General features: G+C 71.5%; 26 protein-coding genes and 1 tRNA gene. 21 read left to right on the top strand and 6 right to left on the bottom strand.

The window, feature by feature from the left end:
- Nucleotides 1-38: 38 nt before the first annotated feature.
- Complete coding sequence (locus ABWO84_RS11150; protein ID WP_353114650.1) at nucleotides 39-455, bottom strand: VOC family protein; 417 nt, start codon at nucleotides 453-455, stop codon at nucleotides 39-41.
- Nucleotides 456-634: 179 nt separating this feature from the next.
- Here ABWO84_RS11150 and ABWO84_RS11145 point away from each other — a divergent pair, with 179 nt between their 5' ends.
- The gene (locus ABWO84_RS11145) at nucleotides 635-991 is read left to right on the top strand and encodes a VOC family protein (RefSeq protein WP_353114649.1); all 357 of its coding nucleotides are present in this window, start codon (nucleotides 635-637) and stop codon (nucleotides 989-991) included.
- Between the two features lie 6 nt (nucleotides 992-997).
- Here ABWO84_RS11145 and ABWO84_RS11140 read toward each other — a convergent pair whose 3' ends face one another.
- Nucleotides 998-1,612, bottom strand: a complete 615-nt coding sequence (locus tag ABWO84_RS11140) for an NADPH-dependent F420 reductase (protein WP_353114648.1) — start codon at nucleotides 1,610-1,612, stop codon at nucleotides 998-1,000.
- Nucleotides 1,613-1,683: 71 nt separating this feature from the next.
- Nucleotides 1,684-2,718 carry a LacI family DNA-binding transcriptional regulator gene (locus ABWO84_RS11135; RefSeq protein ID WP_353114647.1) on the bottom strand — a complete coding sequence of 345 codons (1,035 nt, stop codon included), beginning with the start codon at nucleotides 2,716-2,718 and terminating at the stop codon, nucleotides 1,684-1,686.
- A 136-nt stretch (nucleotides 2,719-2,854) separates the two neighbouring features.
- Here ABWO84_RS11135 and ABWO84_RS11130 point away from each other — a divergent pair, with 136 nt between their 5' ends.
- The 13 genes from ABWO84_RS11130 (at nucleotide 2,855) to ABWO84_RS11070 (ending at nucleotide 14,301) form a co-directional block, all read left to right on the top strand.
- Nucleotides 2,855-4,147, top strand: a complete 1,293-nt coding sequence (locus tag ABWO84_RS11130) for an ABC transporter substrate-binding protein (protein WP_353114646.1) — start codon at nucleotides 2,855-2,857, stop codon at nucleotides 4,145-4,147.
- Nucleotides 4,141-5,097, top strand: a complete 957-nt coding sequence (locus ABWO84_RS11125; RefSeq protein WP_353114645.1) for a carbohydrate ABC transporter permease — start codon at nucleotides 4,141-4,143, stop codon at nucleotides 5,095-5,097. The genes ABWO84_RS11130 and ABWO84_RS11125 overlap by 7 nt, the downstream gene beginning before the upstream one ends.
- Nucleotides 5,097-5,936 (top strand): carbohydrate ABC transporter permease, encoded by an 840-nt coding sequence (locus ABWO84_RS11120; protein ID WP_353114644.1) that lies wholly within the window; start codon nucleotides 5,097-5,099, stop codon nucleotides 5,934-5,936. The genes ABWO84_RS11125 and ABWO84_RS11120 overlap by 1 nt, the downstream gene beginning before the upstream one ends.
- Nucleotides 5,933-8,515 carry a family 78 glycoside hydrolase catalytic domain gene (locus ABWO84_RS11115; protein ID WP_353114643.1) on the top strand — a complete coding sequence of 861 codons (2,583 nt, stop codon included), beginning with the start codon at nucleotides 5,933-5,935 and terminating at the stop codon, nucleotides 8,513-8,515. Before ABWO84_RS11120 ends, ABWO84_RS11115 begins: the two co-directional genes overlap by 4 nt.
- The gene (locus ABWO84_RS11110; RefSeq protein WP_353114642.1) at nucleotides 8,512-9,471 is read left to right on the top strand and encodes an alpha/beta hydrolase; all 960 of its coding nucleotides are present in this window, start codon (nucleotides 8,512-8,514) and stop codon (nucleotides 9,469-9,471) included. Before ABWO84_RS11115 ends, ABWO84_RS11110 begins: the two co-directional genes overlap by 4 nt.
- On the top strand, nucleotides 9,468-10,625 hold the full coding sequence (locus ABWO84_RS11105; protein WP_353114641.1) for a serine hydrolase domain-containing protein: 1,158 nt from the start codon (nucleotides 9,468-9,470) through the stop codon (nucleotides 10,623-10,625). The genes ABWO84_RS11110 and ABWO84_RS11105 overlap by 4 nt, the downstream gene beginning before the upstream one ends.
- A 64-nt stretch (nucleotides 10,626-10,689) precedes the next feature.
- A complete protein-coding gene (locus ABWO84_RS11100) occupies nucleotides 10,690-11,310 on the top strand; it encodes a TetR/AcrR family transcriptional regulator (protein ID WP_353114640.1) in 621 nt (206 codons plus the stop codon).
- Nucleotides 11,297-12,181: an alpha/beta fold hydrolase gene (locus ABWO84_RS11095; RefSeq protein WP_353114639.1), complete on the top strand. Its 885-nt coding sequence runs from the start codon at nucleotides 11,297-11,299 to the stop codon at nucleotides 12,179-12,181. The genes ABWO84_RS11100 and ABWO84_RS11095 overlap by 14 nt, the downstream gene beginning before the upstream one ends.
- Nucleotides 12,182-12,253: 72 nt before the next feature.
- Complete coding sequence (locus ABWO84_RS11090) at nucleotides 12,254-12,907, top strand: GntR family transcriptional regulator (RefSeq protein ID WP_353114638.1); 654 nt, start codon at nucleotides 12,254-12,256, stop codon at nucleotides 12,905-12,907.
- A gap of 52 nt (nucleotides 12,908-12,959) precedes the next feature.
- Nucleotides 12,960-13,595, top strand: coding sequence for an asparagine synthase (locus ABWO84_RS11085; protein WP_353114637.1), 636 nt, complete (start codon nucleotides 12,960-12,962; stop codon nucleotides 13,593-13,595).
- Between the two features lie 64 nt (nucleotides 13,596-13,659).
- A tRNA-Arg gene (locus tag ABWO84_RS11080) sits at nucleotides 13,660-13,732 on the top strand.
- A 102-nt stretch (nucleotides 13,733-13,834) separates the two neighbouring features.
- Nucleotides 13,835-14,032: a hypothetical protein gene (locus ABWO84_RS11075; protein WP_353114636.1), complete on the top strand. Its 198-nt coding sequence runs from the start codon at nucleotides 13,835-13,837 to the stop codon at nucleotides 14,030-14,032.
- Between the two features lie 68 nt (nucleotides 14,033-14,100).
- A complete protein-coding gene (locus tag ABWO84_RS11070) occupies nucleotides 14,101-14,301 on the top strand; it encodes a hypothetical protein (RefSeq protein WP_353114635.1) in 201 nt (66 codons plus the stop codon).
- A 126-nt stretch (nucleotides 14,302-14,427) separates the two neighbouring features.
- Here ABWO84_RS11070 and ABWO84_RS11065 read toward each other — a convergent pair whose 3' ends face one another.
- Nucleotides 14,428-15,057 carry a helix-turn-helix domain-containing protein gene (locus ABWO84_RS11065; protein WP_353114634.1) on the bottom strand — a complete coding sequence of 210 codons (630 nt, stop codon included), beginning with the start codon at nucleotides 15,055-15,057 and terminating at the stop codon, nucleotides 14,428-14,430.
- Nucleotides 15,058-15,216: 159 nt separating this feature from the next.
- On the opposite strand from ABWO84_RS11065, the gene ABWO84_RS11060 reads away from it, so the two are divergent.
- Nucleotides 15,217-16,161, top strand: coding sequence for an NAD(P)/FAD-dependent oxidoreductase (locus ABWO84_RS11060; RefSeq protein WP_353114633.1), 945 nt, complete (start codon nucleotides 15,217-15,219; stop codon nucleotides 16,159-16,161).
- Between the two features lie 79 nt (nucleotides 16,162-16,240).
- Here ABWO84_RS11060 and ABWO84_RS11055 read toward each other — a convergent pair whose 3' ends face one another.
- On the bottom strand, nucleotides 16,241-16,561 hold the full coding sequence (locus ABWO84_RS11055) for a thioredoxin family protein (RefSeq protein ID WP_353114632.1): 321 nt from the start codon (nucleotides 16,559-16,561) through the stop codon (nucleotides 16,241-16,243).
- A 323-nt stretch (nucleotides 16,562-16,884) separates the two neighbouring features.
- Here ABWO84_RS11055 and ABWO84_RS11050 point away from each other — a divergent pair, with 323 nt between their 5' ends.
- Complete coding sequence (locus ABWO84_RS11050; RefSeq protein WP_353114631.1) at nucleotides 16,885-17,823, top strand: nucleoside hydrolase; 939 nt, start codon at nucleotides 16,885-16,887, stop codon at nucleotides 17,821-17,823.
- 219 nt (nucleotides 17,824-18,042) lie between these two features.
- Nucleotides 18,043-19,566 carry an L-serine ammonia-lyase, iron-sulfur-dependent, subunit alpha gene (locus ABWO84_RS11045; protein WP_353114630.1) on the top strand — a complete coding sequence of 508 codons (1,524 nt, stop codon included), beginning with the start codon at nucleotides 18,043-18,045 and terminating at the stop codon, nucleotides 19,564-19,566.
- 129 nt (nucleotides 19,567-19,695) lie between these two features.
- On the opposite strand, the gene ABWO84_RS11040 is transcribed toward ABWO84_RS11045, so the two are convergent.
- Nucleotides 19,696-20,646, bottom strand: a complete 951-nt coding sequence (locus ABWO84_RS11040) for a helix-turn-helix transcriptional regulator (RefSeq protein WP_353114629.1) — start codon at nucleotides 20,644-20,646, stop codon at nucleotides 19,696-19,698.
- 61 nt (nucleotides 20,647-20,707) lie between these two features.
- On the opposite strand from ABWO84_RS11040, the gene ABWO84_RS11035 reads away from it, so the two are divergent.
- From ABWO84_RS11035 to ABWO84_RS11020, 4 genes are all read left to right on the top strand, one after another.
- Nucleotides 20,708-22,948 carry an ATP-binding cassette domain-containing protein gene (locus tag ABWO84_RS11035; protein ID WP_353114628.1) on the top strand — a complete coding sequence of 747 codons (2,241 nt, stop codon included), beginning with the start codon at nucleotides 20,708-20,710 and terminating at the stop codon, nucleotides 22,946-22,948.
- Nucleotides 22,949-23,110: 162 nt separating this feature from the next.
- On the top strand, nucleotides 23,111-23,698 hold the full coding sequence (locus ABWO84_RS11030; protein ID WP_353114627.1) for a TetR/AcrR family transcriptional regulator: 588 nt from the start codon (nucleotides 23,111-23,113) through the stop codon (nucleotides 23,696-23,698).
- A gap of 160 nt (nucleotides 23,699-23,858) precedes the next feature.
- On the top strand, nucleotides 23,859-24,617 hold the full coding sequence (locus tag ABWO84_RS11025; protein WP_353114626.1) for an ABC transporter ATP-binding protein: 759 nt from the start codon (nucleotides 23,859-23,861) through the stop codon (nucleotides 24,615-24,617).
- The gene (locus ABWO84_RS11020) at nucleotides 24,614-25,348 is read left to right on the top strand and encodes an ABC transporter permease (protein WP_353114625.1); all 735 of its coding nucleotides are present in this window, start codon (nucleotides 24,614-24,616) and stop codon (nucleotides 25,346-25,348) included. The genes ABWO84_RS11025 and ABWO84_RS11020 overlap by 4 nt, the downstream gene beginning before the upstream one ends.
- Nucleotides 25,349-25,425 lie beyond the last annotated feature (77 nt).

Below are 25,425 nucleotides of genomic sequence, written 5' to 3'. Positions count from 1 at the left end.
TGCGGCGGGTGGTGCCCGGAGCGGACGGCCCCGGCGTCTCAGCCTTCGGCGGGGCTGGCGTTGATCATCCAGTGGATGCCGAAGCGGTCGGTGAACATGCCGAACAGCCCGCCCCACGGCGCCTGCTCGAACGGCATCTCGACCGTTCCCCCCTCGGTGAGCGCGTCCCACGCGCTGCGCAGGGCGTCGGCGTCGTCGCCGCTGAGGGAGACGGAGATGCCCTGAGGCGGTGCGTACGACATGACACTTGGTGTGTCGGACGCCATCAGCACGAGTCCGTCAGGCGTCGTGAGCTGAGCGTGCATCACGAGCGTCCGCTCGGACGGGTCGGGGACCATGTCGGGGAACGACTCAAAGGTCGAGACTTCGAGGTCGCCGCCGAGGGCCTGATGGTAGAACTCCATCGCCGCGCGGGCATTGTCGCGGAAGGAGAGGTAGGGGTTCAGTGCGGGCATGGTGCTCCTCCGATCGGATGCGCGACCCGGTGTCGCGCAGGATGAGTCTGCGCCGGGCCACCGACATCCGCAAGGGTGTTGCCGGAGGGAGAGCGGCCGACGCGCGGCGCGCCATGTCCGTGGCCGTGGCTAGTCTGATCCTGGGCCGGCGATGCCGGGTTCGACACGAGGGGGAGTAAGTGGGCATCACGGGAATCGGCGGGCTGTTCCTGCGCAGTCGCGATCCGGAGGCGCGCACGGCCTGGTATCGCACGCACCTGGGGATCGCCGCCGGTCATGATGGGATCTGGCAACAGGATGCGGGGATGACAGTGTTCGCGCCCTTCCCCGCCGACTCGGACTATTTCTCGGCGGACCAGCCGTTCATGCTCAATCTCCGCGTGACGGCGCTGAACGAGCTCGCCGCGGCGCTCGACGCCGCAGGGATCCCTGTCGAACGCCGCGAGGAGTGGAATGGGACCGAGTATGGGACGTTCGCGCGGATCCACGACCCCGAGGGACTGCCGATCGAACTGTGGGAACCCCCAACGGGGTGAGCCCGGTCAGTCCGGGGCATCCGTCACCAGGCGCAGCCCGAGGGGGAGCCCGGAGACTTCGGCGCGCGCACCGGTGAGCAGGAGGATGCCCTGCTCGAGGGCCCGGGCATAGTCCAGCGCCGGGAGGTCGACGAGGGCGCCGTCCGCCCAGCCGAGGTCGACGAGCAGCCGGCGCGCGACCTCCCGCGCCCCGGCGTCGTCCCCCGCGATGAAGTTGGTGAGTTCGGCGGCGCGGGGGGATGCGCGGGGGACCATCGCACCGTCGTTGACGAGGTTGAGGGTCTTCACGATGTGCGCGTCCGGAAGCGCCCGCTGCAGCAGCTCGGCGACGCTCGTCCCGGGGTGGGACAGCACGACGACGCCGTCGCGGACCTCGACCGCGTTGCTCACGTCGACGACGATCACGCCGCCGAGGAGTGGGGCGAGCGGTCGCAGGGCGTCGACGGCCGCCGAGCCCGGCACCGCGACCACGACGACATCGGCGCCCGCCACGGCATCCTGCGGGGTGAGATCGCCCCCGCGGGGAGATCGCGAGCCCACGCGGACGTCGTGTCCCGCGACGGTCCACCCTTCTGCGAGCCGGGATCCGACGTTGCCCGTGCCGATGATCGCGATGCGCATGTCCTGGCCAACCCGGTTTCGCGGCGATGCATTCCCGATGCCCGAGGGCGGCGCATCCGCGCGGGTGCCGGTCAGTCCTCCGGCGCCGCCGTCGAGGAGCGCACGGCGAGCCAGGGGGCGGTGAGCTCGTGCACGCTCCGGCGGCGACCGTCGATGCGGTCCAGCAGCAGGTCGGCGGCGAGGCGTCCCATCTCGTGGCCGGACTGGTCCACGGAGGTCAGGGAGACGCGGGGCAGCGCCGAGGTGGCGGTGTTGTCGTAGCCGGCGACGGAGATCGCGCCCGGGGTCGAGAGTCCCGCCTCCGCGAGGCCGGTCAGCAGCCCGAAGGCCGAGACGTCGGCGCCGGCGTGCACCGCGGTCGGGCGCTTCGCGCGGGCGGCGAACGCGGCTGCGGCGCGCAGCCCGCCGTCGTGGCTCCACTCCTCGCGCACCACGTCGACGAACCCGTCGAGGCCGTGCCGCCGCATCGCCTCGACGTAGCCCTGCTCGCGACGGTTCTCCGGGCGCCGGTCGTCGGCGCTCTCCGGGTCCCAGTGGGTGACGTACGAGATCCGGCGATGCCCGAGCCCCACGAGGTGATCGACGATCAGCTGCGAGCCCTGTTCGTCGTCGCCGGCGACCGTGTCGAAGTTCTCGGCGGGGCCGTGTCGCCCGACGACCACCATGGGCACCTCGGCGGCGATCGCCTCGAGCTCCGTGGCGGCGACGTGGGGGCCGATGAGGATGAGACCGTCCATCTGGCGGTCGCGCATCGCCTGGATCATCCGCATCTGGGAGGCGGCCGTCGCGCCGCCGGGCCCGATGAAGGGTTCATAGCCGGTTCCGGCGATGCGTTCGGCGACGCCGTCGAGGAGCAGACCGAAGAAGGGGTTGCGGATGTCGGAGACCAGCACGCCGATCGTGAAGGTCTTGCCGCGCATGCCGCGGGCGGCGGCGAGGGGGCGGTAGTCGAGGTCGGTCATGGCCTGTTCGACCCGCCGGCGGGTCTCGGCGCTGACCCCCGCGGCGCCGCGCAGCACCAGCGAGGCGCTCGATGTGGAGACGCCCGCATGCGCGGCGACGTCGCGGATGGTGATGCGGCGCCCGCCGCTCGCCTTCGTCGTCATCGGATCGTGACCTCCCGTACGTCGCGGTCGTGCTTGACACGACATCGCCGTGCGCCATACCGTATCGGACTAGAACGGTCTAGAAGAACGTTCTAGATGCAGCTTACCCCTCACCCGGACCCGATGGAGTGCCCACATGAAAACCCGCCCGCTTCTCGCCGCCCTCGCGGTCGGCGCCCTCTCGGCCGGCCTGCTCGCCGGCTGCTCGTCGCCCGGGGACGCCCCCGCGGAGAAGGTCGCCTCGCTCACGCTCTGGCACAACTCGGCCGACTCGCCCGCGCTGCTGCAGCTCTACAAGGACTTCGAGAAGGAGTCCGGCATCGCGATCGAGCTCGTCGACATCCCCTCCGACTCGTTCGAGACCACGACCCTCACCAAGTTCGCCACAGGAGACCGCCCCGATCTGCTCGAGTACCACCCGAACATCTCCGCGATGCTCACGCTGAACCCGGAGCAGAACATGCAGGACCTCAGCGGCATGGACTTCGTGAAGGCGTCGGGCGACACCTACAAGTCCAGCGGCGCGTACAAGGACAAGGTCTACGCCGCCATCCTCGGCTTCCCGTCGGTCTTCGGCGTCTTCTACAACAAGAAGGTGCTCGACGAGAACGGCTTGCAGCCGCCGAAGAGCTTCGACGACCTCCGCACGATGTGCACCGCTCTGAAGTCCGCGAAGGTCGCGCCGATCTGGGAGTCGGGCGGCAGCGCCTGGCCCACGCAGATCCTCCCGCTGCTCTACGTCTCCGAGGCGAACGACGGCGGCGACTACGGCTGGAAGGTCGCATCGAACGAGACACCCCTCAACGAGTCGGGCGGCGCGTTCGTCGAAGGGCTCGACGCCTACAAGGGTCTCGCCGCCGACGGCTGCTTCAACGCGAACGCCACCTCCGCGACCTTCGAGGACGGGCTGCGCGCCGTGTACGACGGCACCGCCGCGATGACCGCGCTGCACTCCGACACGTACGCGGCCCTGCTCGGCTACGCGGAGGGCGACGGCGCGGCGCTCTCCGAGAAGGTCGGCTTCGTGCCGGTGTCCGCCCGCTCCGCAGTCGCCGCCTACGCGAGCGGCCCGCTGGGCACCTACTACGCGCCGAAGACGGGCGACAAGGCGAAGGAGGCCGCGGCCCGCGACTTCATCGCCTTCGCCACCGGCAAGGGGTACCAGAAGTTCATCGACGAGGCGAAGGCCTTCCCGGTGATCAGCACGGCGAAGACGCCGGAGGGCTTCAGCGGCCTGCAGCTCGACTTCCAGGCCGCGTACACCGGCAAGGCCAACATCGCCTTCAACTCGAACATCGCGGGTTTCGGCGGCTTCGCCGCCGAAACGACGAAGCTCCTCGCCGGCCAGGCCACGCCAGCGCAGGTCGCCGACAGCATGGTGGCGCAGGTGGAGCAGGCGTCGAAGGCGGCGGGCGTCGCCGGATGGTGATCGGCAGCCCCGTCGAGGACGCCGCGACCTCGGCCCCCTCCCGGCGCACCCCGGTGCGCCGGGAGGGGGCGCCGCCCCGCGCGTCCCGCCGACGCGGGAGCGGCGGCTGGGTGTGGTTCGCCCTCCCGTCGATCGCCCTGGTCGTCGTGTTCTTCGTCATCCCCTTCGTCCTGAACATCCCCTTCGCGTTCTCCTCCTGGAGCGGATATTCGAACGACGTCTCCTTCGTGGGCTTCGACAACTGGGTGTTCCTCTGGAACTCCGGCGTGCTCGCCCCCGCCACGGTGCTCACGCTGATCTACGCGGTGATCGCGATGGTGATCCAGAACACGGTCGCGCTGAGCCTCGCCACCGCCCTCCGCCGCACCGGACGGGTGAACTCCTTCTACCGCTCTCTCTTCTTCCTGCCCGTGCTGATCTCGCCGCTCGCCGCCGGGTACATCTGGAGGGCGATCGTGCAGCCCGACGGCGTGCTCAACGGGTTCATCGGGATCTTCGCGCCCGGCTTCGCCTTCGCCTGGCTCGGCGACCCGGTCTGGGCCCTCATCACCGTCGCGTTCGTCGACGCCTGGAAATGGTCGGGCATCGCGACCCTGGTCTACATCGCCGGGCTGAACGGCATCCCCGCCTCCCTCCTCGAGGCCGCCGAGCTCGACGGCGCGAACGCCTGGCAGCGGTTCTGGCGGGTGAGCTTCCCGCTGCTCGCCCCCGCCTTCACGTTCAACGTCGTCACCACGCTCATCGGCGCGCTGAGCGCCTTCGACATCGTCGCCTCCACCACCGGCGGCGGCCCCGGCGTCTCGACCCGCCTGCTCAACGTCGCCGTGCAGCAGCAGTTCGGCCAGTCGTACTTCGGCACGGCCAGCAGCCTCAGCCTCACGGTCACCCTGCTCGTCGTGATCATCGCCGTGCCCCTCGTGGCCTGGCTGCGGAAGAGGGAGGTCGCCTGATGCGCGCCTCCGCGATCCGTCCGCTCACGCTGCTCAAGTACGCGGCGATCACCCTGTTCGCCCTGCCCTGGGTGGTGATCCCGGTGTGGCTGGTGGTCGTCAACTCGTTCAAGACCACCGGCGAGGCCGGAGCCCTGTCGCTCGACCTGCCGACCCAGTGGTCGATCGTCGAGAACTACACCGCCGTGTTCGTGAGGGGCGGCTATCCCACCGGGCTCCGCAACAGCCTGCTGGTGGCCGTGCCCACGATCGCCGCGACACTGCTGCTCGGGGCGATGGCGGCGTGGGCCTACGCCCGCAGCCGCCGGCGTTCCTTCCAGTTCTTCTTCTACCTCACTTCGCTGTCGGTGCTCCTCCCGCCGGCGATCATCCCGACGATCTACGTGCTCGGCACGCTGCATCTCGACGGATCGCTCGCCGGATACGCGCTGATGATGATCGGCACGAGGATGGGTCTCATCGTCTTCCTCATCACAGGGTTCGTGCGGGGCATCCCGGAGGAGCTGGAAGAGGCGGCCGCGATCGACGGCGCCTCGCGGCTGAGGATCTTCCGGTCGGTCATGCTGCCGCTGCTGAGGCCCACGCTCTTCGTCGGCGGGGTGCTGCTGGTCATCGGCGTGTGGAACGACTTCTTCTTCGCGCTGCTGCTCCTCAAGACCAGCGCCAACGCGACGCTCCCGCTCACGCTGTACAGCTTCGCCTCGGCGTCGACGACCTCGTTGAACTGGAACCTCGTCTTCGCGCATGTCGTGATGACGAGCCTGCCGCTCGTGATCGTCTACCTGATCGCGCAGAAGAGGGTGCTCGCGGGGCTCACCGAGGGCGGGGTGAAGGGGTGAGCGCGCCCGTCTCCCGCGTCTCGTTCGAGCATCTCGGCGCGGATGCACGGGGGATCGGGCTCGAGGCTCCCCGGCTCTCCTGGACCGGCCCCGACAGCGCGCTCGGCTACGACGTCGAGGTGCGCTTCGACGACGGTGCCGTCGTCGTGCGGCGGGACGCCGGCGGGACGAGCCTCCGCCCCTGGCCGACCCGGCCGCTCCGCTCGCGGGAGGGTGCGGTGGTGCGGGTGCGGCCCGTCCACGCGGACGGATCGACGGCGCCGTGGAGCGCGGGCTCCGCCGTCGAGGCGGGCCTGCTCCTGGCCTCCGACTGGGAGGGCGAGTTCGTGGGCAGCGGATCGACGGCGGCGGACGACCCCGCCCCGATCGTCTTCCGCCGCCTTCCCGTCGACGGGGAGGTGGTGCGGGCACGCATCCACGCCACCGCCCGCGGGCTCTACTCCCTGGAGATCGACGGACGTCGCGTCGACGACGCGCTCCTCGAGCCGGGCTGGCAGAGCTACGGGCATCGCGTGCGGTACCGCACCTACGACGTCACCGACCGGATGGCGCAGGGCGAGGTGACGGTGGCCGCCTGGCTCGCCGACGGCTGGTACCGGGGGAGGCTCGGCTTTCCGCTCATCGGCGGGCGCGAGGTCTACGGCACGCGGCTCGGGGTGCTCCTGCAGGTCGAGATCGACTACGCCGACGGCCGCCGGGACGTCTTCGCGACCGATGCGGAGTGGCGATGGTGCGCAGGTCCGGTCCTCACCGCCGACCTCTATGACGGAGAGGCGTTCGACGCCCGCCGCGTCGCCTCCCTCGACGATGCCTCCTCCCTCCCCGTCGCTCTGCTCGGCCGTCCGGATGTCGTGCTCGCGGCGCCGAGCGGCCCGCCGGTGCGCGCCACCCAGGTCGTGCGCCCCCAGCGCATCTGGCGATCGCCCTCCGGGTCGCAGCTCGTCGACTTCGGGCAGAACCTCGTGGGATGGCTGCGGATCCGTCCGCGCGGCGAGGCGGGACGCACCGTCACCCTGCGGCACGCGGAGGTGCTCGACGGCGGGGAGCTCGCCCTCACGCCCCTCCGCACAGCGAAGGCCGAGGACCGCTACACGCTCAGCGGCGTGCCCGGCGAGGTCTGGGAGCCGCGGTTCACCTTCCACGGGTTCCGCTACGCGCAGGCCGACGGCTGGCCGGGGGAGCTGCGCGCCGACGACCTCGAGGCCGTCGTGATCCACACCGACATGCCGCGGATCGGGCGCTTCGAGAGCTCGGACGCCCGGCTCGACCGGCTGCACGAGAACGTCGTGTGGGGAATGCGGGGTAACTTCGTCGACATCCCGACCGACTGTCCGCAGCGCGATGAGCGTCTGGGGTGGACGGGCGACATCGCCGTCTTCGCGCCGACGGCCGCCTACCTGTTCGACTGCGCGGGGATGCTGACGTCCTGGCTGGCCGACCTCGCGCTCGAGCAGCACGACGACGGCCTGGTGCCCTTCTTCGTGCCGGGACTGGAGTTCCCGCCGGAGGTCTCGCACCTGCCGGGGCTGGCGCTGAGCCACGTCGCGCTCTGGGGCGACGCCGCGGTGCTCGTGCCGATGGCGCTCTACGAGTCCACCGGCGACGTCGAGATCCTGCGCGCGCAGTACCGCAGCATGGTCGCCTGGGTGGAGGGCGTCGCCCGCCTCGCCGGGCCGGAACACGTCTGGGACCGGGGCTTCCAGTTCGGCGACTGGCTCGATCCGACCGCGCCCCCTGACGACCCCGCCGCCGGGGCGACGGACCCGGCCCTGGTCGCGACGGCGTACCGGGCGCACGGCGCCCGACTGCTCTCCCGCGCCGCCGCTGCGCTCGGCCTCGTGGAGGACGCGCACCGTTTCGGACTGCTCGCGGACGCTGTGGGCCGGGCGTTCCGGAGGCGCTTCTGCGATCCGCGCACCGGCGCTCTGACGGTCGACACGCAGACCGCGCACGCCATCGCCCTGCGCCTCGACCTGCTGGCTCCCGGGCACCGGGAGGCGGCCGGCGCGCGTCTCGTCGAGCTGGTCCGCGCTGCCGGGCACCGCCTCGCCACGGGCTTCGCCGGCACGCCCCTGCTGCTGCATGCGCTGAGCGATGCGGGTGCGATCGACGACGCCTACCGGGTGCTCCTGCAGGAGGAGTGCCCGTCGTGGCTCTACACGGTGTCGATGGGTGCCACGACGATCTGGGAGCGCTGGGACAGCATGCGTCCGGACGGTTCGGTGAACCCGGGCGAGATGACCTCGTTCAACCACTATGCCTTCGGATCGGTCGCCGACTGGATGCACCGCGTGATCGGGGGCCTGTCCCCTCTGGAACCGGGCTACGATCGTTTCCTCGTCGCCCCTCGTCCGGGCGGCGGCCTCACCCGGGCGTCGACGTCGCACGTGTCTCCGCACGGGCTGATCGAAGTGGGCTGGACGCTGACCGAGGAGGATCTCATCGTCGACATCACCGTTCCGCCCGGCGCCGTCGCCGTGGTCGACCTCGGCGACGGGCACCCCGTCGCCGAGCGCGGGGAGGGCCGGCACCGGCTCCGTACCCGCTCCCGTTCCCGTGCCGCGGAGGTGCGCGGATGACCTCCCCGGCGCTCTACGACCCGGCCCGCGACGACGGCGAGGAGCAGATCCGCGCACACATCGCCGATCTCGAGCGACAGGGCCCGCCGAGCGATCCCCGCACCGACATCGACACGGCCTCGCTGACCGCCCGGTACCCGCGGCTGGGCGCGGTGACGACGGCGGACCTCGCCGTGCCGTCGCCCGACGCCGACCTCACCGCCCGGGTCTATCACCCGACCGGACGCGACCCCGGAGTCGGGCTCGTGTGGATCCACGGCGGCGGCTGGGTGGGCGGGGACATCGACCGCCCGGAGGCGCACTGGGTCTCGCTGGAGCTCGCCGCGCGCGGCATCGCGGTCGTGTCCCTCGGATACCGCAAGGCGCTGCACGGCGTGCGGGCCGCGCAGCTGGAGGACGACGTGCGGCGCGGCTGGCACGCCGGCCGGGAGGCGCTCCGCGATCTCGGCATCGCGGCAGAGGCGGTGCACGTCGGCGGCGCGAGCGCGGGTTCGGCGCTGGCGGCGGGGCTGACCCTGCGGATGAGGGACGAGGACGGTCCCTCCCCGGCGTCCGCGCTGCTGGTGTATCCGCTCGTGCACCGGGAACTGCCGCCCCTCAGCGCGGAGGTCGCCGACTCCGTGCGCGGACTGCCCGCGGCGCAGGTCATCTCCCCTCGCGCGGCCCGCGCCTACACGGCGAACGTGCTCGGGATGGACGACGTCGTCGAGCCGTACCTGTTCCCCGGGGACGCACCGTCCCTCGGCGGGCAGCCGCCGGTGCTGATCATCGCCGCGCAGCGCGACCTGCTCCGCGCGTCGAGCGACCGCTACGCCCGGCAGCTCCGCGAGGCGGGCGTCCCTGTCGTGAGCGAGACGCAGGCGGACGTCGCGCACGGCTACCTCGACGATCCGGGGCTGCCGGAGGCTCTTGCGAGCATCGACCGGATGGCGCGGTGGATGGCGGACCGGTCATGAGCGATGGAGCGCTCGCCGCGGCTCTCGACCGCGAGATCGGCGCCGTGCTCACGCGGTACGGCGCGCCTGACGCGCAATACGCCCTGGCCCGCGACGGCGACGTCATCGCCCGGGGCGTCTCCGGGGCGGCCGACGCCTCGTCCCTGTTCTGCGCGTTCTCGGCCTCGAAGCCGGTGTTCGCCGCCCTGGTCCTGCAGCTGATCGGGGAGGGTGCGCTGTCGCTCGGCACCCGGGTGGCCGAGCTCTGGCCGGAGTTCGGCGCGCACGGCAAGGAGGGGATCACGGTCGAGCACCTCCTGCTGCACACCGCGGGGATCCCTGGGTGGTTCCCCCTTCCTCCGGGCGCGCTCTCGCGGGAGGAGCGCGCGCGCCAGGCGGAGGCCCTCGTGCCGGAATGGACGCCGGGCGAGGGCACCGGGTATCACAGCGTCTCCGCCCACTGGGTGATGGCCGAGCTCGTGATGCGCGTCACCGGCCGGGACCACCGCGCCGCGCTGCGCGAGCGCATCCTCGATCCCCTGGGGCTCGACCGGATGCGGCTGGGGGTGGCCGCCGAGGACCCGCGACGCCCGCGACCGGTGCGGAGGATCGGTGCGCCGCGACCCGAGCAGTTCTCGGCCCTCTTCGGCGCCGCCTTCTCCGAAGGGGACGTGATCGCCGCGGAGGACGCCGCGCTCGCGCACGCGGAAGACGCCGAGGTCATCGCACTCGGAACGCCGGGAGCGGGCGTCGTGACCGACGCCGCCTCGCTCGCGCTGTTCTACCAGGCGCTCCTGCACGATCCGGCCGGCCTGTGGCATCCGGAGCTGCTCCGCGTCGCGACGTCGGAGATCCGCAACGCCCTGCCCGAGCCCTCCCGCGCCGGAGCGCCGGCCAACCGCGCGATCGGCGGCTTCGTCGTCGCCGGCGCGGAGGACGTGCAGCAGTCGATTCCGGCCATCGGGATGTCGCGTCCGGTGCGCTGGTTCGGCACGCGGGTCTCGGACGGGACCTTCGGGCACCGCGGCGCGGGCGGACAGCTGGCCTTCGCCGATCCGGAGCGCGGCCTCTCGTTCGTCTTCCTGACCAGCGACTACCTGCGAGACGTCGTGCGCGACGAGGAGCGTGCGCTCGAGATCGCGGATGCGGTGATCGCGGTCGTCGACGGATTCTGAGCGCCGGCATTCCGACATTTCGTTACGCATAACGGTATAGTGCGGGGATGGGACGGATGCGCCGATGAGGGCCGGACGGCCGCCGAGCGTGGGTCGCGGGGCGCTGCTCGACGCGGCGACCCGCATCGCCGACGGACAGGGGCTGGAGGCCGTCACGCTGCGCGCCGTCGGCGACGAGCTCGGCGTATCGGCGATGGCCGTGCACCGGGTCAGCGGCGGAATCGACGAGCTCCGGCACGCACTCGTCTCGGAGACGGTCGAGGATGCCGTCGCGCGGATCGACTGGCCCGAGGGCGACTGGCGCGCGGCCGTGGAGGTCTTCGCCCGCGGCCTGCGTGATCTGCTTCTGAGGCACCCGCTGGTGCTGGAGGCGCATCGGCGTGCCCCGCTCGAGACGCCGGGGGCGGCCGACGTCGCGCATCGGATCGTCGCCGAGTTGCGCTCCGCAGGACTGGGCGCCGAGGAAGCCGCCTACGGCTATGCGGCCGTGCACGACTTCGTCACCGGACATGTGGCGATCCGCCTCGGGCGTGAGGAACCGCTCGTGCCGGCCTCGGCCGCGTCGGCGGAGGGCTCCGTGTTCACCGAATTCCATGACGCGTCGCGTCGCTTCGAGATGGGACTGGGCATGCTGCTGGACGGGATCACGGTCACCGCCGGACGGAGTGCGCATGGACGCCGCTGAGCACCGCGTGCCGGAGACGTCGACGATCGCGGTCGGAGGGCGCACGATCTCCTACTGCGAGCTCGGAGCGCCGGACGGGGTGCCGGTCATCGTGGCGCACGGTTCGCCCGGGTCCCGCTTCCAGCTGCTGCCGCTCGATGCACGCGCCGCAGAGGCCGGCATCCGTCTCATCGCCCCGGACCGTCCCGGGTACGGCGGGACGTCGCCCGAGGCGGACCGCGGGTTCGAGACCGGGCTCGCCGATGCGGTCGCCCTCCTGGACGCCCTCGGGATCGACCGCGCGGTGGCGCTCGGCTTCTCGGGGGGCGCCGACTACGCGCTGACGCTCGCGCAGGCGCAACCGGAGCGGATCGAGCGGGTGGTGATCGTCTGCGGCATGCACGGGCGGCCTCCGCGTGCCGCGCTGAAGGGCCGGCTGCCGATGGTCTCCACGGCGTTCCGTCTGTCCCACTGGGCTCCGCGGCTGGCGGTCGCGCTGTTCGGCGCGCAGCGGAAGCCGCGCGATCCGGACGCGAGGCCCGTGGCGGAGCGCGAGCCCAAGCCGGGCAGCATGCCCGAGGCGGACCGGCTCATCGTCATCGACCCCGCGCTGAAGCCGCTCCTGGCCGCCGATGCCGAGGCCGGGATCGCGCAGGGCGCCGGGGCGGCGATCGAGGACCTCGGACGCTACGGGCGGCTCGACATGCCCCGCGACGTGCACCGGCCGGTGCGGCTGCTCCACGGCACCGAAGACGGGAACGTCCCGATCGCCGTCGCCCGCTGGGCCGCGGCGGAGCTGCCGGACGCCGAGCTCACCGAGTTCGAGGGCCAGGGGCATCTCTTCGCCGTGACGCGCCCCGACGCCGTGCTCGACGCGATCCTCGGGCGGTGACGCGCGCCCGAGGGGGAATGCCGGAATCTCTCGTCTTGGTGAATTCCGTCCGGGGGTGCTTGAATCGCCATCATGGCGGGGGAGAAGCCTGGGGAGCTTGAGTCTGATCGTGTCACGCGCACGCTGCGCGATGACATCCTTTCCGGACGCCGCGCACCGGGATCACGGCTCATCGAGCGCGACATCGCCGCCGAGCTGGACGTCTCGCGCCTGCCCGTGCGCGAGGCGATCCGCCGGTTGGTCGCCGAGGGCGTCGTCGTCTCGCGGCCGCGCACCTGGGCGACCGTGCGCGTGTTCACGACGGACGACGTGCAGCAGCTCGGCGAGCTGCGGGAGGCGATCGAGTCGCTGATGTTCGAGCTGGCGACGGTGCGGGCCGACGCGGAGGGCCTCGCGCTCGTGCGTGCCGCACTGGAGCAGGAGGAGCGCGCGGCGGCCGCCGGAGACCTCGAGGCCGCCCATCTCGCCGCCGACGCGTTCCACACCGCCGCCGTGACGATGGCGGGCAACGAGATGCTGGTCGAGGCCATGCGCGTCTTCTCGACGCGGCTGCGGATGCTGTTCGCCCAGCACTCCGACGCGGGAGGGATGCTCGACGAGCACCGGGAGATCTATCTCGCGATGGAGGCCGGCGACGTCGAGCGGGTGCGATCGCTGGTGACCCCGCACCTGTTCGCGGGCCGCGCCTCCGCCGAGGAGAGGGTCCGCCGCCTGGCAACCGGCTGATCGTCCTCCCGAGTGTCCCGGGCTGCCGGTACGCTCATCACAGGAGGTTGCGGTGGGACGTACAGCGGATGCCATCGCCGAAGGCGTCGCGATCGCGACGGCGGCGGCGCGCCTCGCCGTGAAGAACCACATCCTCGTGGGGACCATCGCGCAGGGCGGCGCGTTCGACATCGAGCGCTACCAGGCCGACGCGCGGGATGCCCTGCTCGCCATGGCGCGCGAGTCCGAGCAGGTCGGCGATCACCTCGTCGAGTTGCGCCGCAAGGCCCGCGGGCGGCACTCAGACCCGTCCGGCACGCACGACTACCGCGACCGGGACGTGCGCAATCTGCGCCGCCGCGCCAAGCAGTCCTACGGCGTCGCCCAGCGACTGCGCGAGACGGCGGAGAATCCCGACGAGCTCCGTTCCCTCGTCGAGACCGCCCGCGAGGCGGCCTGGGCCGACGTGCGGGGAAACCTCGACCGCCGGCTGCGGGTCGAGGGCATGCGGCCCGATCAGGATCCCGACTACGAGTCGATGCGCGAGGCCCGGATGCAGGCGCTCAAGCTCGTCGATCTGCAGGCGCTCTCCTCGGAGCAGCGCAGTCGCCGGAAGCGGGCGGAGAAGGCCGAGAAGGCCACCGCGAAGGAGGGGGAGAAGCCCCCGAAGACCCCACGTTCGGAGAAGCGCGACCGGGTCGGGCGCTGAGGGGTCGATTCGTGTTCCTCGGCATCCTGTTGTAGGCTGATCGTCGGCCCGCTGAGCGGGTCGTGCGCCTGTAGCTCAATGGATAGAGCATCTGACTACGGATCAGAAGGTTGGGGGTTCGAGTCCCTCCAGGCGCGCAGAACAGAAGCCCTCGTCACTCTCGTGGCGGGGGCTTCGTCCGTCGAAGATCCGCTCCGCGGCGGATGTCCTCGCCTGGGCGCGTCCGTAGCGTGGGTGGCATGAGCGACGACGAGGGCACGGATGAGAACAAGAAGACCCCGACCGGGATGGGTGCGGGCACCGGCCTCGCACTCGGCCTCGCCGTCGGGGCCGGCTTCGGCGTCGCCATGGGCAACCTCGCCCTGGGGGCTGCGATCGGTCTTGCGGTCGGGCTCGGGGCGGGAAGCCTCGTCGATCTCAATCGGAGCAGGAAGTAGCCCCGCGGCGCCCCGGCATCCGTCGCGCGGGGGATGTCACGGCGACCGCGGTGCTCTACGGTGGGGGCATGGCCGGAGACCAGCAGTCGCGTCCGTATCCGCGGGGGGCCGCCTCGGGCGGAGGATTCGCCATCGGCCTCATGCTCGGCCCCCTCATCGGGATGCCCCTGGGGAACGCGGGGACCGGGATGCTCATCGGCGCTGCGGCGGGCCTCGTCATCGGCGGCCTGGTCGACATGGTCGCCATGCGGAAGCGTCCGAAACCCTAGTCGAATTCGGCACGACGAACACGTCATTCGGCTCGAGGACCACGTCTCGATCGGGGAGCTGGACGATGCTAGCCGACCACCCCTTTCGTCGGGCCCTGGATCCGGACCGGTTCGGAGCGCATCCGGTCAGCCGTCCGCCGACGCCGATCCCGCATCGGATCGGCTTGCATCGCCTGCCCTCCGAGTGTGCGCGCGGACGTGCATCATCTCGCCCTGCGAGCCGAAGAGGCTCAGCACTTCCACCGGGCCGCGCCCCGTAGAGCCGAACCAGTGCGGCTGTTCGGTCGGGAACTCGGCGACCTCGCCCGGGCCGAGCTCGATGTCGTGGGGGCCGAGCCGCAGGCGCATCGTGCCGGACAGGACGTAGAGCCACTCATAGCCGGTGTGCGTACGAAGCGCGGGGGTCGCCTCCGTCGCGGGGATCACCAGCTTGAAGGCGCGAGGCTCGGTGTTCTGGCGCGTCAGCGGTACGACGGTGCGCCCTTCCACGCGTATGTGCGGAAGCTGCACGCGCGGGTCCTGCACGCTCGGTGCCGCGACCAGGTCGGCGAGGGGGATCTCGAGCGCCATCGCGATGAGCAGGACCAGCTCGATCGTCGCGCGTCGCTGGCCCGACTCCAGGCGCGACAGCGTGCTGAGGGAGATCCCGGTGCGGCCGGCGAGGTCGGTGAGCGTGACGCTCCGCTTCTCGCGGGCCTTGCGGAGCCGGGATGGCAGCTGGTCGAGTGTCGCGGCCACGATGTGTTCGATGGGCATGCCCTATGGTCCCGCCGGGCGTGCATGGAGGCAAGTGGGCGTGCTGTTCCGGCAAGTCCTCGATGCGCGGGCCGATCTCGCCGTTTCGGCAAGAGGATTTCCTCCGTCGGCGGGATCGGCCCGAGCATCGGAGGCACAGGCAGACGGAAGGTGTCACTCATGGAATGGGATGCGATCATCCTCGGCGGCGGAGCCGCCGGGCTCAGCGCCGGTATCGTGCTGGCACGGACGGGCGTGAAGACGGTGCTCGTCGACGACAGGACCCCGCGCAACGCGGTGGCCGCGCACATGCACGGATTCCTCTCGCGCGACGGCATGGATCCCGCCGAGCTCCTCCAGAGCGGAAGACGGGAGATGATCGGGTTCGGCGGACGCATCCTCGCCGCGAGCGCGGTGCGTGCCGAGGAGCGGGCGGAAGGGGGGTTCCAGGTGACCCTCGACGAGGGGAGCGAACTGCGCGCGCCCGCGCTCCTCGTCGCGACCGGGCTGAGCGACGGACTGCCACAGCTCCCCGGAGTCCGGGAGCTGTGGGGCGACTCCGTGCACCACTGCCCGCACTGCCACGGACGGGAGGTCGCGGGGAGGCGGATCGTCGTCATCGGCGGCGACAACGCGATGATGTCCGTCCATCAGGCCGCGCTCCTACGCCGCTACTCCGACGACGTCGTGTTCTGCACGAACGGGATCGTCCTCGAGGCGGGCGCTCGGGCACGGCTCGAGGCCGTGGGGGTGGTGATCGATCCCGTGCCGGTCACCGCCGTCGCACGGGATCCGCGCACCGGCGGCATCGTGCTGTCGCAGGGGAAGGGGCGTGCGCTCGCGTGCGACGCGGTGTTCGTCGCTCCCGTGATGGAGCCTCGCGCGGGGATGGTCGAGGGGCTCGATCTCGTGCGCGCCGCCGGCGGATGGATCGAGACGGGCCCGACCGGCCGGACTTCCGTGGACGGCGTCTGGGCGGCGGGGAACGTGTCGAACCCGCGCGCGCAGGTGATCACGGCCGCCGGGGAGGGGTCGGCGGCGGCGATCGACATGACCGGCTTCCTCCTCGAGCGCGATCTCGGGCGGGCGCTCACCGGAGACCGCAACGGCTGGTACTCGCGCTAGCGGCGGCCTGCCCTTCGCGGAGAGAACGCCCGCCCCGATCCTCGGATCAGGGCGGGCGTTCTCTCCGCGGCGCGCAGCGTCAGTCGCCGAGCGCCCGGGCGACCCGCTCGGCGAACGGTGCCGCCGGCATCGCCCCGGTGAACGAGCCGCGCACGGTGTCGCCCTGGGCGACGACGAAGTTCGGCACAGCCGTGACCCGGTACGCCGCGGCGAGGTCGGGGTGGGCATCGATCTCGACGCGGACGACCGTCACGTCGTCGCGCGTCCGGGCGAACTGGTCGACCACCGGGATCATCGCACGACAGGGGGCGCACCATTCGGCCCAGAACTGGATCACGACGGGCTTTCCTCCGTCGAGCGCCGTCCGCAGGGCGCCGGCATCGGCTTCAAGGACTGACATGGGTTCTCGCTTCCTCGAGGTGGGCCTCCACGATCTCCTCCCGGAGCACCCGGCGGCGAGAATGCTTGCCGTTCCGGCATGCGCGCGGCTCGCCGCGAGGGGCGAGCGGACTCCGGTTCGTCGACCGGTCGGCGGTCGGCTAGGCTGTATCCGCGGGTTCCCCTCGGGGGCCCGCAGCGTCGGAAACGGCTACCGGCCGGAATGGCCCGGGGGTTCGAGTCCCACCCGATGCGCACTGTGTTGAGACAGTAGGCGAAGGCCCCGGCGATCCCGGGGCCTTCGTCGTTTCCGTGAACCCCTGTACCGCGCAGAACGGAGCCCGCATGGCCACTCCCCTCCCGCTCTACCTCGACTGCGACACCGGCATCGACGACGCCATCGCCCTTGCCTACCTCGTCGGGCACGAGGGAATCGAGCTCGCAGGCATCGGCACGGTGTCGGGAAATGTCTCGGCGGCCGAGGCGGCGCGCAATACGAGCGCGCTGTTGCGAGCGATCGGGCGGGCGGGCATCCCCGTGGCGATCGGGGAGCACGACCCGCTCCACGGGGAGTACGACGGCGGTGCGCCGCACGTGCACGGGACGAACGGCATCGGGGAGGTCGAGCTGGAGCCCGGAGCCGACGCCGTCGCCGAGACCGCTCCCGAGATGCTGGTGCGCCTGGCACGGGAGCTCGGCGGACAGCTCTCGGTGCTCGCGATCGGCCCGCTGACGAACATCGCCCGGGCCCTTGAGCTGGAGCCCGAGCTCCCGCGTCTCGTCTCGCGCCTGACGGTCATGGGCGGGGCGGTCTGGGCGCCGGGGAACATCACGTCCTTCGCGGAGGCGAACATCGCGAACGATCCCGAGGCGGCGCGGATCGTCCTGGGGGCGGGCTTCTCGCTCGCTCTCGTCCCCCTCGACGTCACGCTGCAGCACCGCTTCGACGACGACGACGCGGTCCGCCTCGAGCAGCGCGGCACCGGACTGCACGTCGCACTCGGGCGGATGCTGCGCCGCTACATCGACTTCTACGAGCAGGTCGGTCTGCCGCGGGAGTCGCCGCTGCACGATCCGCTCGCTGCGGCGATCGCCTCCCGCGAGGTCGCCGGCACCGAGGTGCGCAAGGTCGTCCTCGAGGTGGTGCTCGACGGTGAGGAGCGGGGCCGCACCGTTCCCTCCGCCGCGGACGGCGTGGAGTCGCCGGCGGTCGACGTCGTGGTCGGTGCTGATGCCGGGGCGGCAGAGGCCATCCGCCGCCGCATCCACTCCCTGGCCGTCTGAGGCCGTCGGACTCCTCCCGCCCGGTGTGATCCTGCCCACCCGGTGTGATCCCGTCCGCCCGGTGTGATCCTGCCCGCCCGGTGTGATCCCGTCGACCCGGTGTGATCCTGCCCGTCCGGTGTGATCCCGTCGGGCCGGTATGCGGCGTGCGCAGAGATCCGGCTGTTTCGGCGGGCGGGTACCGGGTCGACGATGATCTGCGCCGACTACGCTGGAGGGGTGACAGCGTACGTCTCGGCCTTCGACCTCTTCTCCATCGGAGTGGGGCCCTCGAGCTCCCATACCGTCGGGCCGATGCGGGCCGGTCAGGACTTCGCGGCGCGGCTGCGCGCCGACGACGTGCTCGACCGCGTGACCCGCGTGACGTGTGCGCTCTACGGCTCGCTCGGTGCGACCGGGCTCGGTCACGGGACGCCCGACGCGGTCGTCGCCGGACTCCGCGGCCTCGCCCCGGAGACCTGCGATCCCGACGACGTGCGGTCGGCGTGGACGGCATGGCCGGAGGGAGCGCCGCTGCCGCTCGACGGCACCCATGAGATCGTCTTCGTGAAGGACGACGTGTCCTTCGAGCCGCGCACCCGCCTTCCCGGGCACCCGAACGCGATGACGCTGCGGGCGTTCGACGCAGAGGGGGAGGCCGTCGCCGAGGAGACCTACTACTCGATCGGCGGAGGGTTCATCCGCCGTGACGGCGAGGACGCTGCGGTCGCCGCCGCCCCGCATCCCTACCCCTACGCCGACGCGCAGTCGCTGTTGGAACTGTGCGACGAGAACGGCCTGACCATCGCGGAACTCGCACGGCTGAACGAGACCGCCTGGCGCACCGAGGAGGAGGTCGCCGCGGGCCTCGACGCGATCTGGGCAGCGATGTCCTCCTGCGTGGAGGCGGGGCTGCACACCGACGGCACGCTTCCGGGCATCCTGAGGGTGAAGCGCCGGGCGGCGATGATCCGGGGGCAGCTCGAAGAGGTGGAGTCGGATGGTCACCGCGAGGTCCCCGGCGAGTGGCTCGGAGCGTTCGCGCTCGCGGTCAACGAGGAGAACGCGGCCGGCGGACGCGTCGTCACCGCGCCGACGAACGGCGCGGCCGGCATCCTTCCCGCCGTGGCGATGTACTGGTGGCGCTTCCTCGCCGACTCCGGTCTGGGCGTGGGCAATGCGGTGACGCCGCACGGGGAGCTCGTCGGCAGCGCTCTGCTCGGCTTCTCCTCCGGAGAACAGCCCGGCGAGGTCGAGGCGGTTCGGCAGGCGGAGCTCGAGGGCGAGGCCGCCCCGGATGACGACATCGCCGAGGCGAACCGCCGGCGCGGCATCCGCCGGTTCCTGCTGACCGCGGCGGCGCTGGGCTCCCTGTTCAAGGCGAACGCCTCGATCTCCGGCGCCGAGGGAGGCTGCCAGGCCGAGGTGGGCTCGGCGTGCGCGATGGCGGCCGGGGGTCTCACGGCGGTGATGGGCGGCACGAACCGTCAGATCGAGAACGCCGCGGAGATCGCGATGGAGCATCATCTCGGCCTGACCTGCGATCCGATCGGCGGGCTCGTGCAGATCCCGTGCATCGAGAGGAACGCGATCGCGGCCTCGACGGCGGTGACCGCGGCGCGGCTCGCGCTCCGCGGCGACGGGAGCCACTACGTATCGCTCGATGCGGTGGTCGAGACGATGCGTCAGACGGGGCTCGACATGTCCACGAAGTACAAGGAGACGAGCGAGGGCGGCCTCGCGGTGAACGTCATCGAGTGCTGACCCCGCGCCCCGTTTCCCCTCCTCCTCCCGTCTATTCGTCGCAAAGTGCCGGATTCCGGGCGGTATAGCGGGACTTTGCGACGAATAGACGCGGGGCGGGACACGCGGGCGGGCCGGTCGGGCGGGGCGTCAGGGGGTGGCGAGCAGACGCTCGGCGAAGTCCCGGATGCGGGAGGCATAGGCCGCCGGCTCGACGATCCTCGCGGGCGGCAGCGCCGCGAGGGCCTGCGCGAGCCAGGTCCATCCGGGCAGATGCAGCACGACGCGGGTGCGGCCCTCCTCTGACTGCTCGAGCTCCAGATCCTCCCAGGGGAGCGCATTGCGGACGTCGGCGATCGACCCCTGTACGTCCAGGACGACCCGTGTGCGCCCGCGGCGCAGCCCCGCATCGAGGTGCGCGATCGACGACTCGGCGGGCAGCTCCCGGGCGGCGAACGGGAACGTCGACACCGCGATGCCCCGCATGCGGTCGAGACGGAAGGTGCGCCAGTCGCCGCGGTCGAGGTCCCAGGCGAGCAGATACCACCGCAGATGCCGGTGCAGCTGACGGTAGGGCTCGACCCTTCGCTCGACCCCGGGGGTCGTTCCCTCGGCGTAGCCGAAGCGCACGATCCTCCGGCGCCGGATCGCGCCGCCGAGCATCGCGAGCGCCGAGGGGTCGACCGGAGGGGCCTCGGGCCAGGCGATGTCGAGGCCCTCGCGGAGGGACAGGGTCTGGGGGAGGAGGCGTTCGGGGAGGAACTGATCGAGTTTCGCGAGGGCTCGTGCGGCCGCGTCGGTGAGCGAGCCCGGAGAGCGCTGCGGCATGGCGCCGGTCACGGTCAGCGCGATCTGCGTTGCGATGGCCTCGTCGTCCTCCAGCAGCAGCGGCGGCATCGACTGCCCCGCGACGAGCCGGTAGCCGCCGCCGGGACCGGGCCGCGTGCGCACCGGGTAACCATAGCCGCGCAGACGCTCGACGTCGCGGCGCACCGTGCGCTCGCTCGCGCCGAGCAGCGCGGCGAGCTCCGAGCCCGGATACTCCCGGCCGGTCTGCAGCGCCGACAGCAGGTCGAGCATCCGCCTGGTGACATCGGACATGTCTCGAGCGTAGGCCGAGATGCGGACAGATTCCGTCCTGATCTGCCGCTAGCGTGCCGGCATGACCGAAGTGATCCGCATCCGGGGAGCCCGGACGAACAACCTTCAGGCGCTCGACATCGACATCCCGCGCGGGCGGCTGGTGGCCTTCGTCGGACTCTCCGGGGCGGGCAAGTCCTCCCTGGTGTTCGAGACCATCGCCGCCGAAGCCGGCTACCAGCTCGGCGAGACCTTCCCTCCGTTCGTGCGCAACCGGATGCCGAAGTGGTCCCGTCCCCCGGTGGACTCGATCTCGGGGGTGTCTCCCGTCGTCGTCATCGACCAGAGGCGCATCGGGGGCAATGCGCGGTCGACCGTCGGCACCGTCACCGACGCGTGGACGTACCTGCGCCTGCTCTTCTCTCGTCTGAGCGAACCGCACGTCGGCGACTCGACCGCCTTCTCCTTCAACGACCCGAAGGGGATGTGCCCGACCTGCGCCGGGCTCGGAGAGGTGGTGACGAGCGCGGTGGAGAAGTTCCTCGACCCGGACCTGTCGCTGGAGCAGGGCGCGATCAGGGTCCCCGGCTTCGGGCACGGGGGCTACTTCTACCGGCAGTACGCCGACATCGGCAGCTTCGACATCGCCGTGCCGCTCCGGGACTGGTCGGAGGACGAGCGTCAGGCCCTCCTCTACGGCGGCGATGCGGCGGCGCGGCTCCGGAGGCGGCCGCCCAAGGACTATGAGGGCATCGTTCCGCGCTTCGAACGCATCCATCTCCACACCGGCGACGAGGTCTCCGAGCGGAAGGCGGCGGTCGTGAAGGAGTTCACCCGCGCGGCGCCCTGCCCCGACTGCCGGGGAGACCGTCTGAACGCGGAGGCCCGCTCGGCACGCGTGGGCGGGCGCACGATCGTCGAACTGGCGCAGCTGGAGGTCGCCGAGCTGGTCGAGGTCGTTCAGGGGATCGGTGCCCCCGAGGTCGCGCCCGCCGTGCACGCGCTCGTACAGCGCCTCGACGCGCTGGTGGCGATCGGGCTCGGATACCTGCATCTCGGGAGGTCGACGCCCTCGCTCTCGGGCGGGGAGTCCCAGCGCATCAAGACGGTCAAACATCTCGGATCGAGCCTCACGCAGATGCTCTACGTGTTCGACGAGCCGACGGTCGGCCTGCACCCGGCCGATGTCGACGCCATGATCGGCCTGCTCCGAGCGCTGCGCGACAAAGGCAACACGGTGCTCGTGGTCGAGCATGACCCCACGGTGATGGCGGCGGCCGACGAGGTGATCGAGATCGGGCCCGCGGCAGGCGAGGGCGGAGGGCGGCTGGTCTTCCAGGGAGGCTTCGCCGAGCTGAGACGCGCGGACACCGTGACGGGACGAGCCCTGCGGGAGCCGTTGCTGCCGCTCGCCTCCGTGCCGGCACACGCGCCGGCTGCCGGCGCCATCGAGATCCGGCATGCGCACCGGAACAACCTGCGCGATCTGTCGGTCGACGTGCCGAGGGGGATGCTGACCGTGCTCACCGGCGTCGCGGGCTCCGGCAAGTCGAGCCTCGCGGCCGAGCTGGTCGCGGGGCACGACGCGATCGTGATCGATCAGCGTCCGCTCGCGGGCAACCGCCGCTCGACGCCGATCACCTACACGGGCATCGCCGCGCCGCTGCGCCGGGTGTTCGCCGATGCGCACGGCGTCGCGCCGGGGATGTTCAGCGCGAACTCCGACGGCGGATGCCCGGTGTGCGGTGGGCTCGGCGTGATCTACACCGACCTGGCGTTCATGGAGGGGCAGCAGACCCTCTGCGAGGCCTGCGGCGGGCGGAGGTTCCGGCCGGAGGTATTGGCCATGACCGTCGACGGCCTCAGCATCGCGGACGTCGACGAGCTGACCATCGCCGAGGCGATCCTCCGGCTCCCGTCCGCCCGTGTCCGGAGCGCTCTCGGGCATCTCGACGGGATCGGTCTCGGGTACCTGCGGCTCGGCCAGCCGCTCAGCACCCTGTCGGGAGGGGAGAGCCAGCGGGTGAAGATCGCCGCCGAGCTGCGCGATGCATCGGAGCCGAGCCTCTACGTGCTGGACGAGCCGACGACAGGCCTGCATCTGTCCGATGTGGAGACGCTGCTCGGCATGCTGACCGCGCTCCGCGACGGAGGGCACACGGTGGTGGTGATCGAGCACAGTCTCGCGGTGATCCGGCGAGCGGACTGGCTGATCGATCTCGGACCGGGAGCCGGTCGACACGGCGGGCGCCTGCTGTATGCCGGGCCGGTCGCCGGCGTGCGCGATACGCCGACGGCGCGGGCGCTCGCCTCCGCCCCCTGAGCCCCCGCTCCGTGTCCCCGTCTCCGTCCGTGCCGGTCTCCCCGTCTATTCGTCGCAAAGTCCCGTTCCCGGAGTTCGACAACGGGACTTTGCGACGAACAGGGGGGTGAAAGTGCAGTGAACGCCGGCGCAGGCGCCGTGTCGCGCGGTTAGGCTGACCGGATGAGCACCACGCGCCGGCCCGGGCGCCCGCGGGGAGCATCCGGCTCCCGCGAGCGGATCGTCGCGGCCGCCGTCGACGAGTTCGGCGAGCACGGCTACGACGGTGCGACGATCCGCGCGATCGCGGCCCGGGCGGGCGTGGACTCCGCGCTGGTGCACCATTACTTCGGCACGAAGGCGGATCTGTTCGCCGAGGTGATCGGCATCCCGCTGCGTCCCGACGTCGACGTGCCGACGATCCTCGCCGGTCCGCGGGAGCAGATCGGCGAGAACCTGGTGCGATACATCCTCGAGGCATTCGAGCGCCCGGAGGTACGTCGGCGCGGGGTGATGATGATCCGCGTGGCGGTCGGTTCGAAGCTGATGTCGCAGCCGCTGGTCGGCTTCCTCTCGCGTGAGCTGATCGGGAGGATCGCCGCGGCGACGGATGCCCCGGATGCGGCGCTTCGGGCGAATCTCGTCGCGTCGCAGATGGTGGGGATGCTCATGACCCGGTACGTGCTCAAACTGCCGGCGATCGCCGACGCCCCGATCGAGGAGCTCGTCTCCCGCATCGGACCGACCCTGCAGCGCTACCTCTGCGCCTGACCCGCGCTCATACTTCCTCTATTCGTCGCAAAGTCCCGTTATCCGAGGCGGATAGCGGGACTTTGCGACGAATAGACGGGAGTGTGGGCGGGTCCGGCGGTGAGGAGTCGCGCAGGGGGAGGCGTTGACATCGAGACCGCCGAAGCGCACAATTCATCACATGATGAATAACTCGGCGGTGGTGATCGAGGGGTTGCGGGTGCGGCGAGGTCGTCACAGTGTGTTCGACGGGGTCGACGTCTCGATCCCGCGAGGCCGCATCACGGGACTGCTGGGTCCGTCCGGCTGCGGCAAGACGACGCTGATGCGATCGATCGTCGGGGTGCAGAAGGTCAGGGGCGGGACCGTGAGCGTGCTGGGGGAACCCGCGGGCTCGTCACGACTGCGGCACCGGGTCGCCTATGGCACCCAGGGCGCCGCGGTGTACGCCGATCTCACCGTGCGGCAGAACCTGCAGTACTTCGCGTCGGTGCTCGGGGTGGGCCGAGGCGAGGTCGAGCGGGTGATCACGGAGGTGGGCCTGCAGGATCAGAGCCGACAGGTCATCGGATCGCTCAGCGGCGGGCAGGCCAGTAGGGTCTCGCTCGCGGCGGCGCTGCTCGGGAGCCCGGAGCTCATCGTCCTCGACGAGCCGACCGTCGGGCTCGATCCCGTGCTGCGCGCGGAGCTGTGGGGACTGTTTCGCCGCATCGCCGACGAGGGGGCGACGCTCGTGGTGTCGAGTCATGTGATGGATGAGGCGGCGCGATGCGATCGGCTGCTGCTCATGCGCTCGGGCCGCGTCGTCGCCGACACCACTCCCGACGAACTGCTCGAGGAGACGGGTGAGCGCGACGCCGAGGCGGCTTTCCTCACGCTGATCGCTCGCGACGAGGCCGCGCATGCCCATGCCCGTCGGGAGAGGAGGGGCGGGCGATGAACCTCCGCCGCATGTTCGCGACCGCCGGGCGGGTGCTCGGCCAGTTGCGTCACGACCCTCGTTCGATCGCGTTGATGCTGATCGCCCCGAGCCTGCTGGTCGGCCTGTTCTCGTGGCTGTTCGCGGATCAGGACGGGGTCTTCGACCGCTTCGGGGGTCCGATCCTCGCCCTCTTCCCGTTCATCCTGATGTTCCTGCTCACCTCGATCACGACGCTGAGGGAGCGGCGCAGCGGAACGTTGGAGCGGTTGATGACGACCCCGCTGGGCAAAGCGGACTTCATCCTCGGATATGCGCTGGCCTTCGGGCTGATCGCGATCCTGCAGGCTGTGATCACGGTCGCGTTCGCGGTGCTCGTGTGCGGGCTCACCGTGGACGGGCCCATCTGGCAACTGGGGCTCGTCGCCGTGGTGGATGCGCTGCTGGGCACTGCGCTCGGTCTGCTGGCAAGCGCATTCGCGCGCACGGAGTTCCAGGCGGTGCAGTTCATGCCGGTGCTGGTCTTCCCGCAGATCATCCTGGGCGGGCTGTTCATGCCTCGGGATCAGATGCCGGACGTGCTCCAGGCGATCTCGGATTGGCTGCCCCTCAGCCACGCGATCGATGCGATCAAGGCGGTCACCGCGGGGACCGACGGCTGGGACCTCTGGCGGCCGGTGCTGATCGTCGCCGCATTCGCGGGGGCGTTCCTCGTGCTGGCCCCGCTGACCCTTCGTCGCCGGACACCGTAGAGCCCGGCCCCCGTCCTCCGGTGCAGGAGGCTCCGGGGCGCAGATCTGCGGTGAAGAGAGGGGACGCCCTCCCGCGT

This window comes from Microbacterium sp. (genome assembly GCF_040394595.1).
Classification (GTDB): domain Bacteria; phylum Actinomycetota; class Actinomycetes; order Actinomycetales; family Microbacteriaceae; genus Microbacterium.
Note: the sequence above shows the minus strand (reverse complement) of the source record. Positions and strands in the feature narration are given on the sequence as shown.

Excerpts from the sequence above, each read along its gene's own strand:
- ABWO84_RS11025 (WP_353114626.1), top strand. The coding sequence starts at position 23,859 with ATGATGAATAACTCGGCGGTGGTGATCGAGGGGTTGCGGGTGCGGCGA.
- ABWO84_RS11105 (WP_353114641.1), top strand. The coding sequence starts at position 9,468 with ATGAGCGATGGAGCGCTCGCCGCGGCTCTCGACCGCGAGATCGGCGCC.
- ABWO84_RS11130 (WP_353114646.1), top strand. The coding sequence starts at position 2,855 with ATGAAAACCCGCCCGCTTCTCGCCGCCCTCGCGGTCGGCGCCCTCTCG.
- ABWO84_RS11075 (WP_353114636.1), top strand. The coding sequence starts at position 13,835 with ATGAGCGACGACGAGGGCACGGATGAGAACAAGAAGACCCCGACCGGG.
- ABWO84_RS11150 (WP_353114650.1), bottom strand. The coding sequence starts at position 455 with ATGCCCGCACTGAACCCCTACCTCTCCTTCCGCGACAATGCCCGCGCG.
- ABWO84_RS11135 (WP_353114647.1), bottom strand. The coding sequence starts at position 2,718 with ATGACGACGAAGGCGAGCGGCGGGCGCCGCATCACCATCCGCGACGTC.
- ABWO84_RS11035 (WP_353114628.1), top strand. The coding sequence starts at position 20,708 with ATGACCGAAGTGATCCGCATCCGGGGAGCCCGGACGAACAACCTTCAG.
- ABWO84_RS11050 (WP_353114631.1), top strand. The coding sequence starts at position 16,885 with ATGGCCACTCCCCTCCCGCTCTACCTCGACTGCGACACCGGCATCGAC.
- ABWO84_RS11020 (WP_353114625.1), top strand. The coding sequence starts at position 24,614 with ATGAACCTCCGCCGCATGTTCGCGACCGCCGGGCGGGTGCTCGGCCAG.
- ABWO84_RS11040 (WP_353114629.1), bottom strand. The coding sequence starts at position 20,646 with ATGTCCGATGTCACCAGGCGGATGCTCGACCTGCTGTCGGCGCTGCAG.
- ABWO84_RS11095 (WP_353114639.1), top strand. The coding sequence starts at position 11,297 with ATGGACGCCGCTGAGCACCGCGTGCCGGAGACGTCGACGATCGCGGTC.
- ABWO84_RS11120 (WP_353114644.1), top strand. The coding sequence starts at position 5,097 with ATGCGCGCCTCCGCGATCCGTCCGCTCACGCTGCTCAAGTACGCGGCG.
- ABWO84_RS11140 (WP_353114648.1), bottom strand. The coding sequence starts at position 1,612 with ATGCGCATCGCGATCATCGGCACGGGCAACGTCGGATCCCGGCTCGCA.
- ABWO84_RS11030 (WP_353114627.1), top strand. The coding sequence starts at position 23,111 with ATGAGCACCACGCGCCGGCCCGGGCGCCCGCGGGGAGCATCCGGCTCC.
- ABWO84_RS11100 (WP_353114640.1), top strand. The coding sequence starts at position 10,690 with ATGAGGGCCGGACGGCCGCCGAGCGTGGGTCGCGGGGCGCTGCTCGAC.
- ABWO84_RS11090 (WP_353114638.1), top strand. The coding sequence starts at position 12,254 with ATGGCGGGGGAGAAGCCTGGGGAGCTTGAGTCTGATCGTGTCACGCGC.
- ABWO84_RS11070 (WP_353114635.1), top strand. The coding sequence starts at position 14,101 with ATGGCCGGAGACCAGCAGTCGCGTCCGTATCCGCGGGGGGCCGCCTCG.
- ABWO84_RS11060 (WP_353114633.1), top strand. The coding sequence starts at position 15,217 with ATGGAATGGGATGCGATCATCCTCGGCGGCGGAGCCGCCGGGCTCAGC.
- ABWO84_RS11065 (WP_353114634.1), bottom strand. The coding sequence starts at position 15,057 with ATGCCCATCGAACACATCGTGGCCGCGACACTCGACCAGCTGCCATCC.
- ABWO84_RS11110 (WP_353114642.1), top strand. The coding sequence starts at position 8,512 with ATGACCTCCCCGGCGCTCTACGACCCGGCCCGCGACGACGGCGAGGAG.
- ABWO84_RS11125 (WP_353114645.1), top strand. The coding sequence starts at position 4,141 with ATGGTGATCGGCAGCCCCGTCGAGGACGCCGCGACCTCGGCCCCCTCC.
- ABWO84_RS11055 (WP_353114632.1), bottom strand. The coding sequence starts at position 16,561 with ATGTCAGTCCTTGAAGCCGATGCCGGCGCCCTGCGGACGGCGCTCGAC.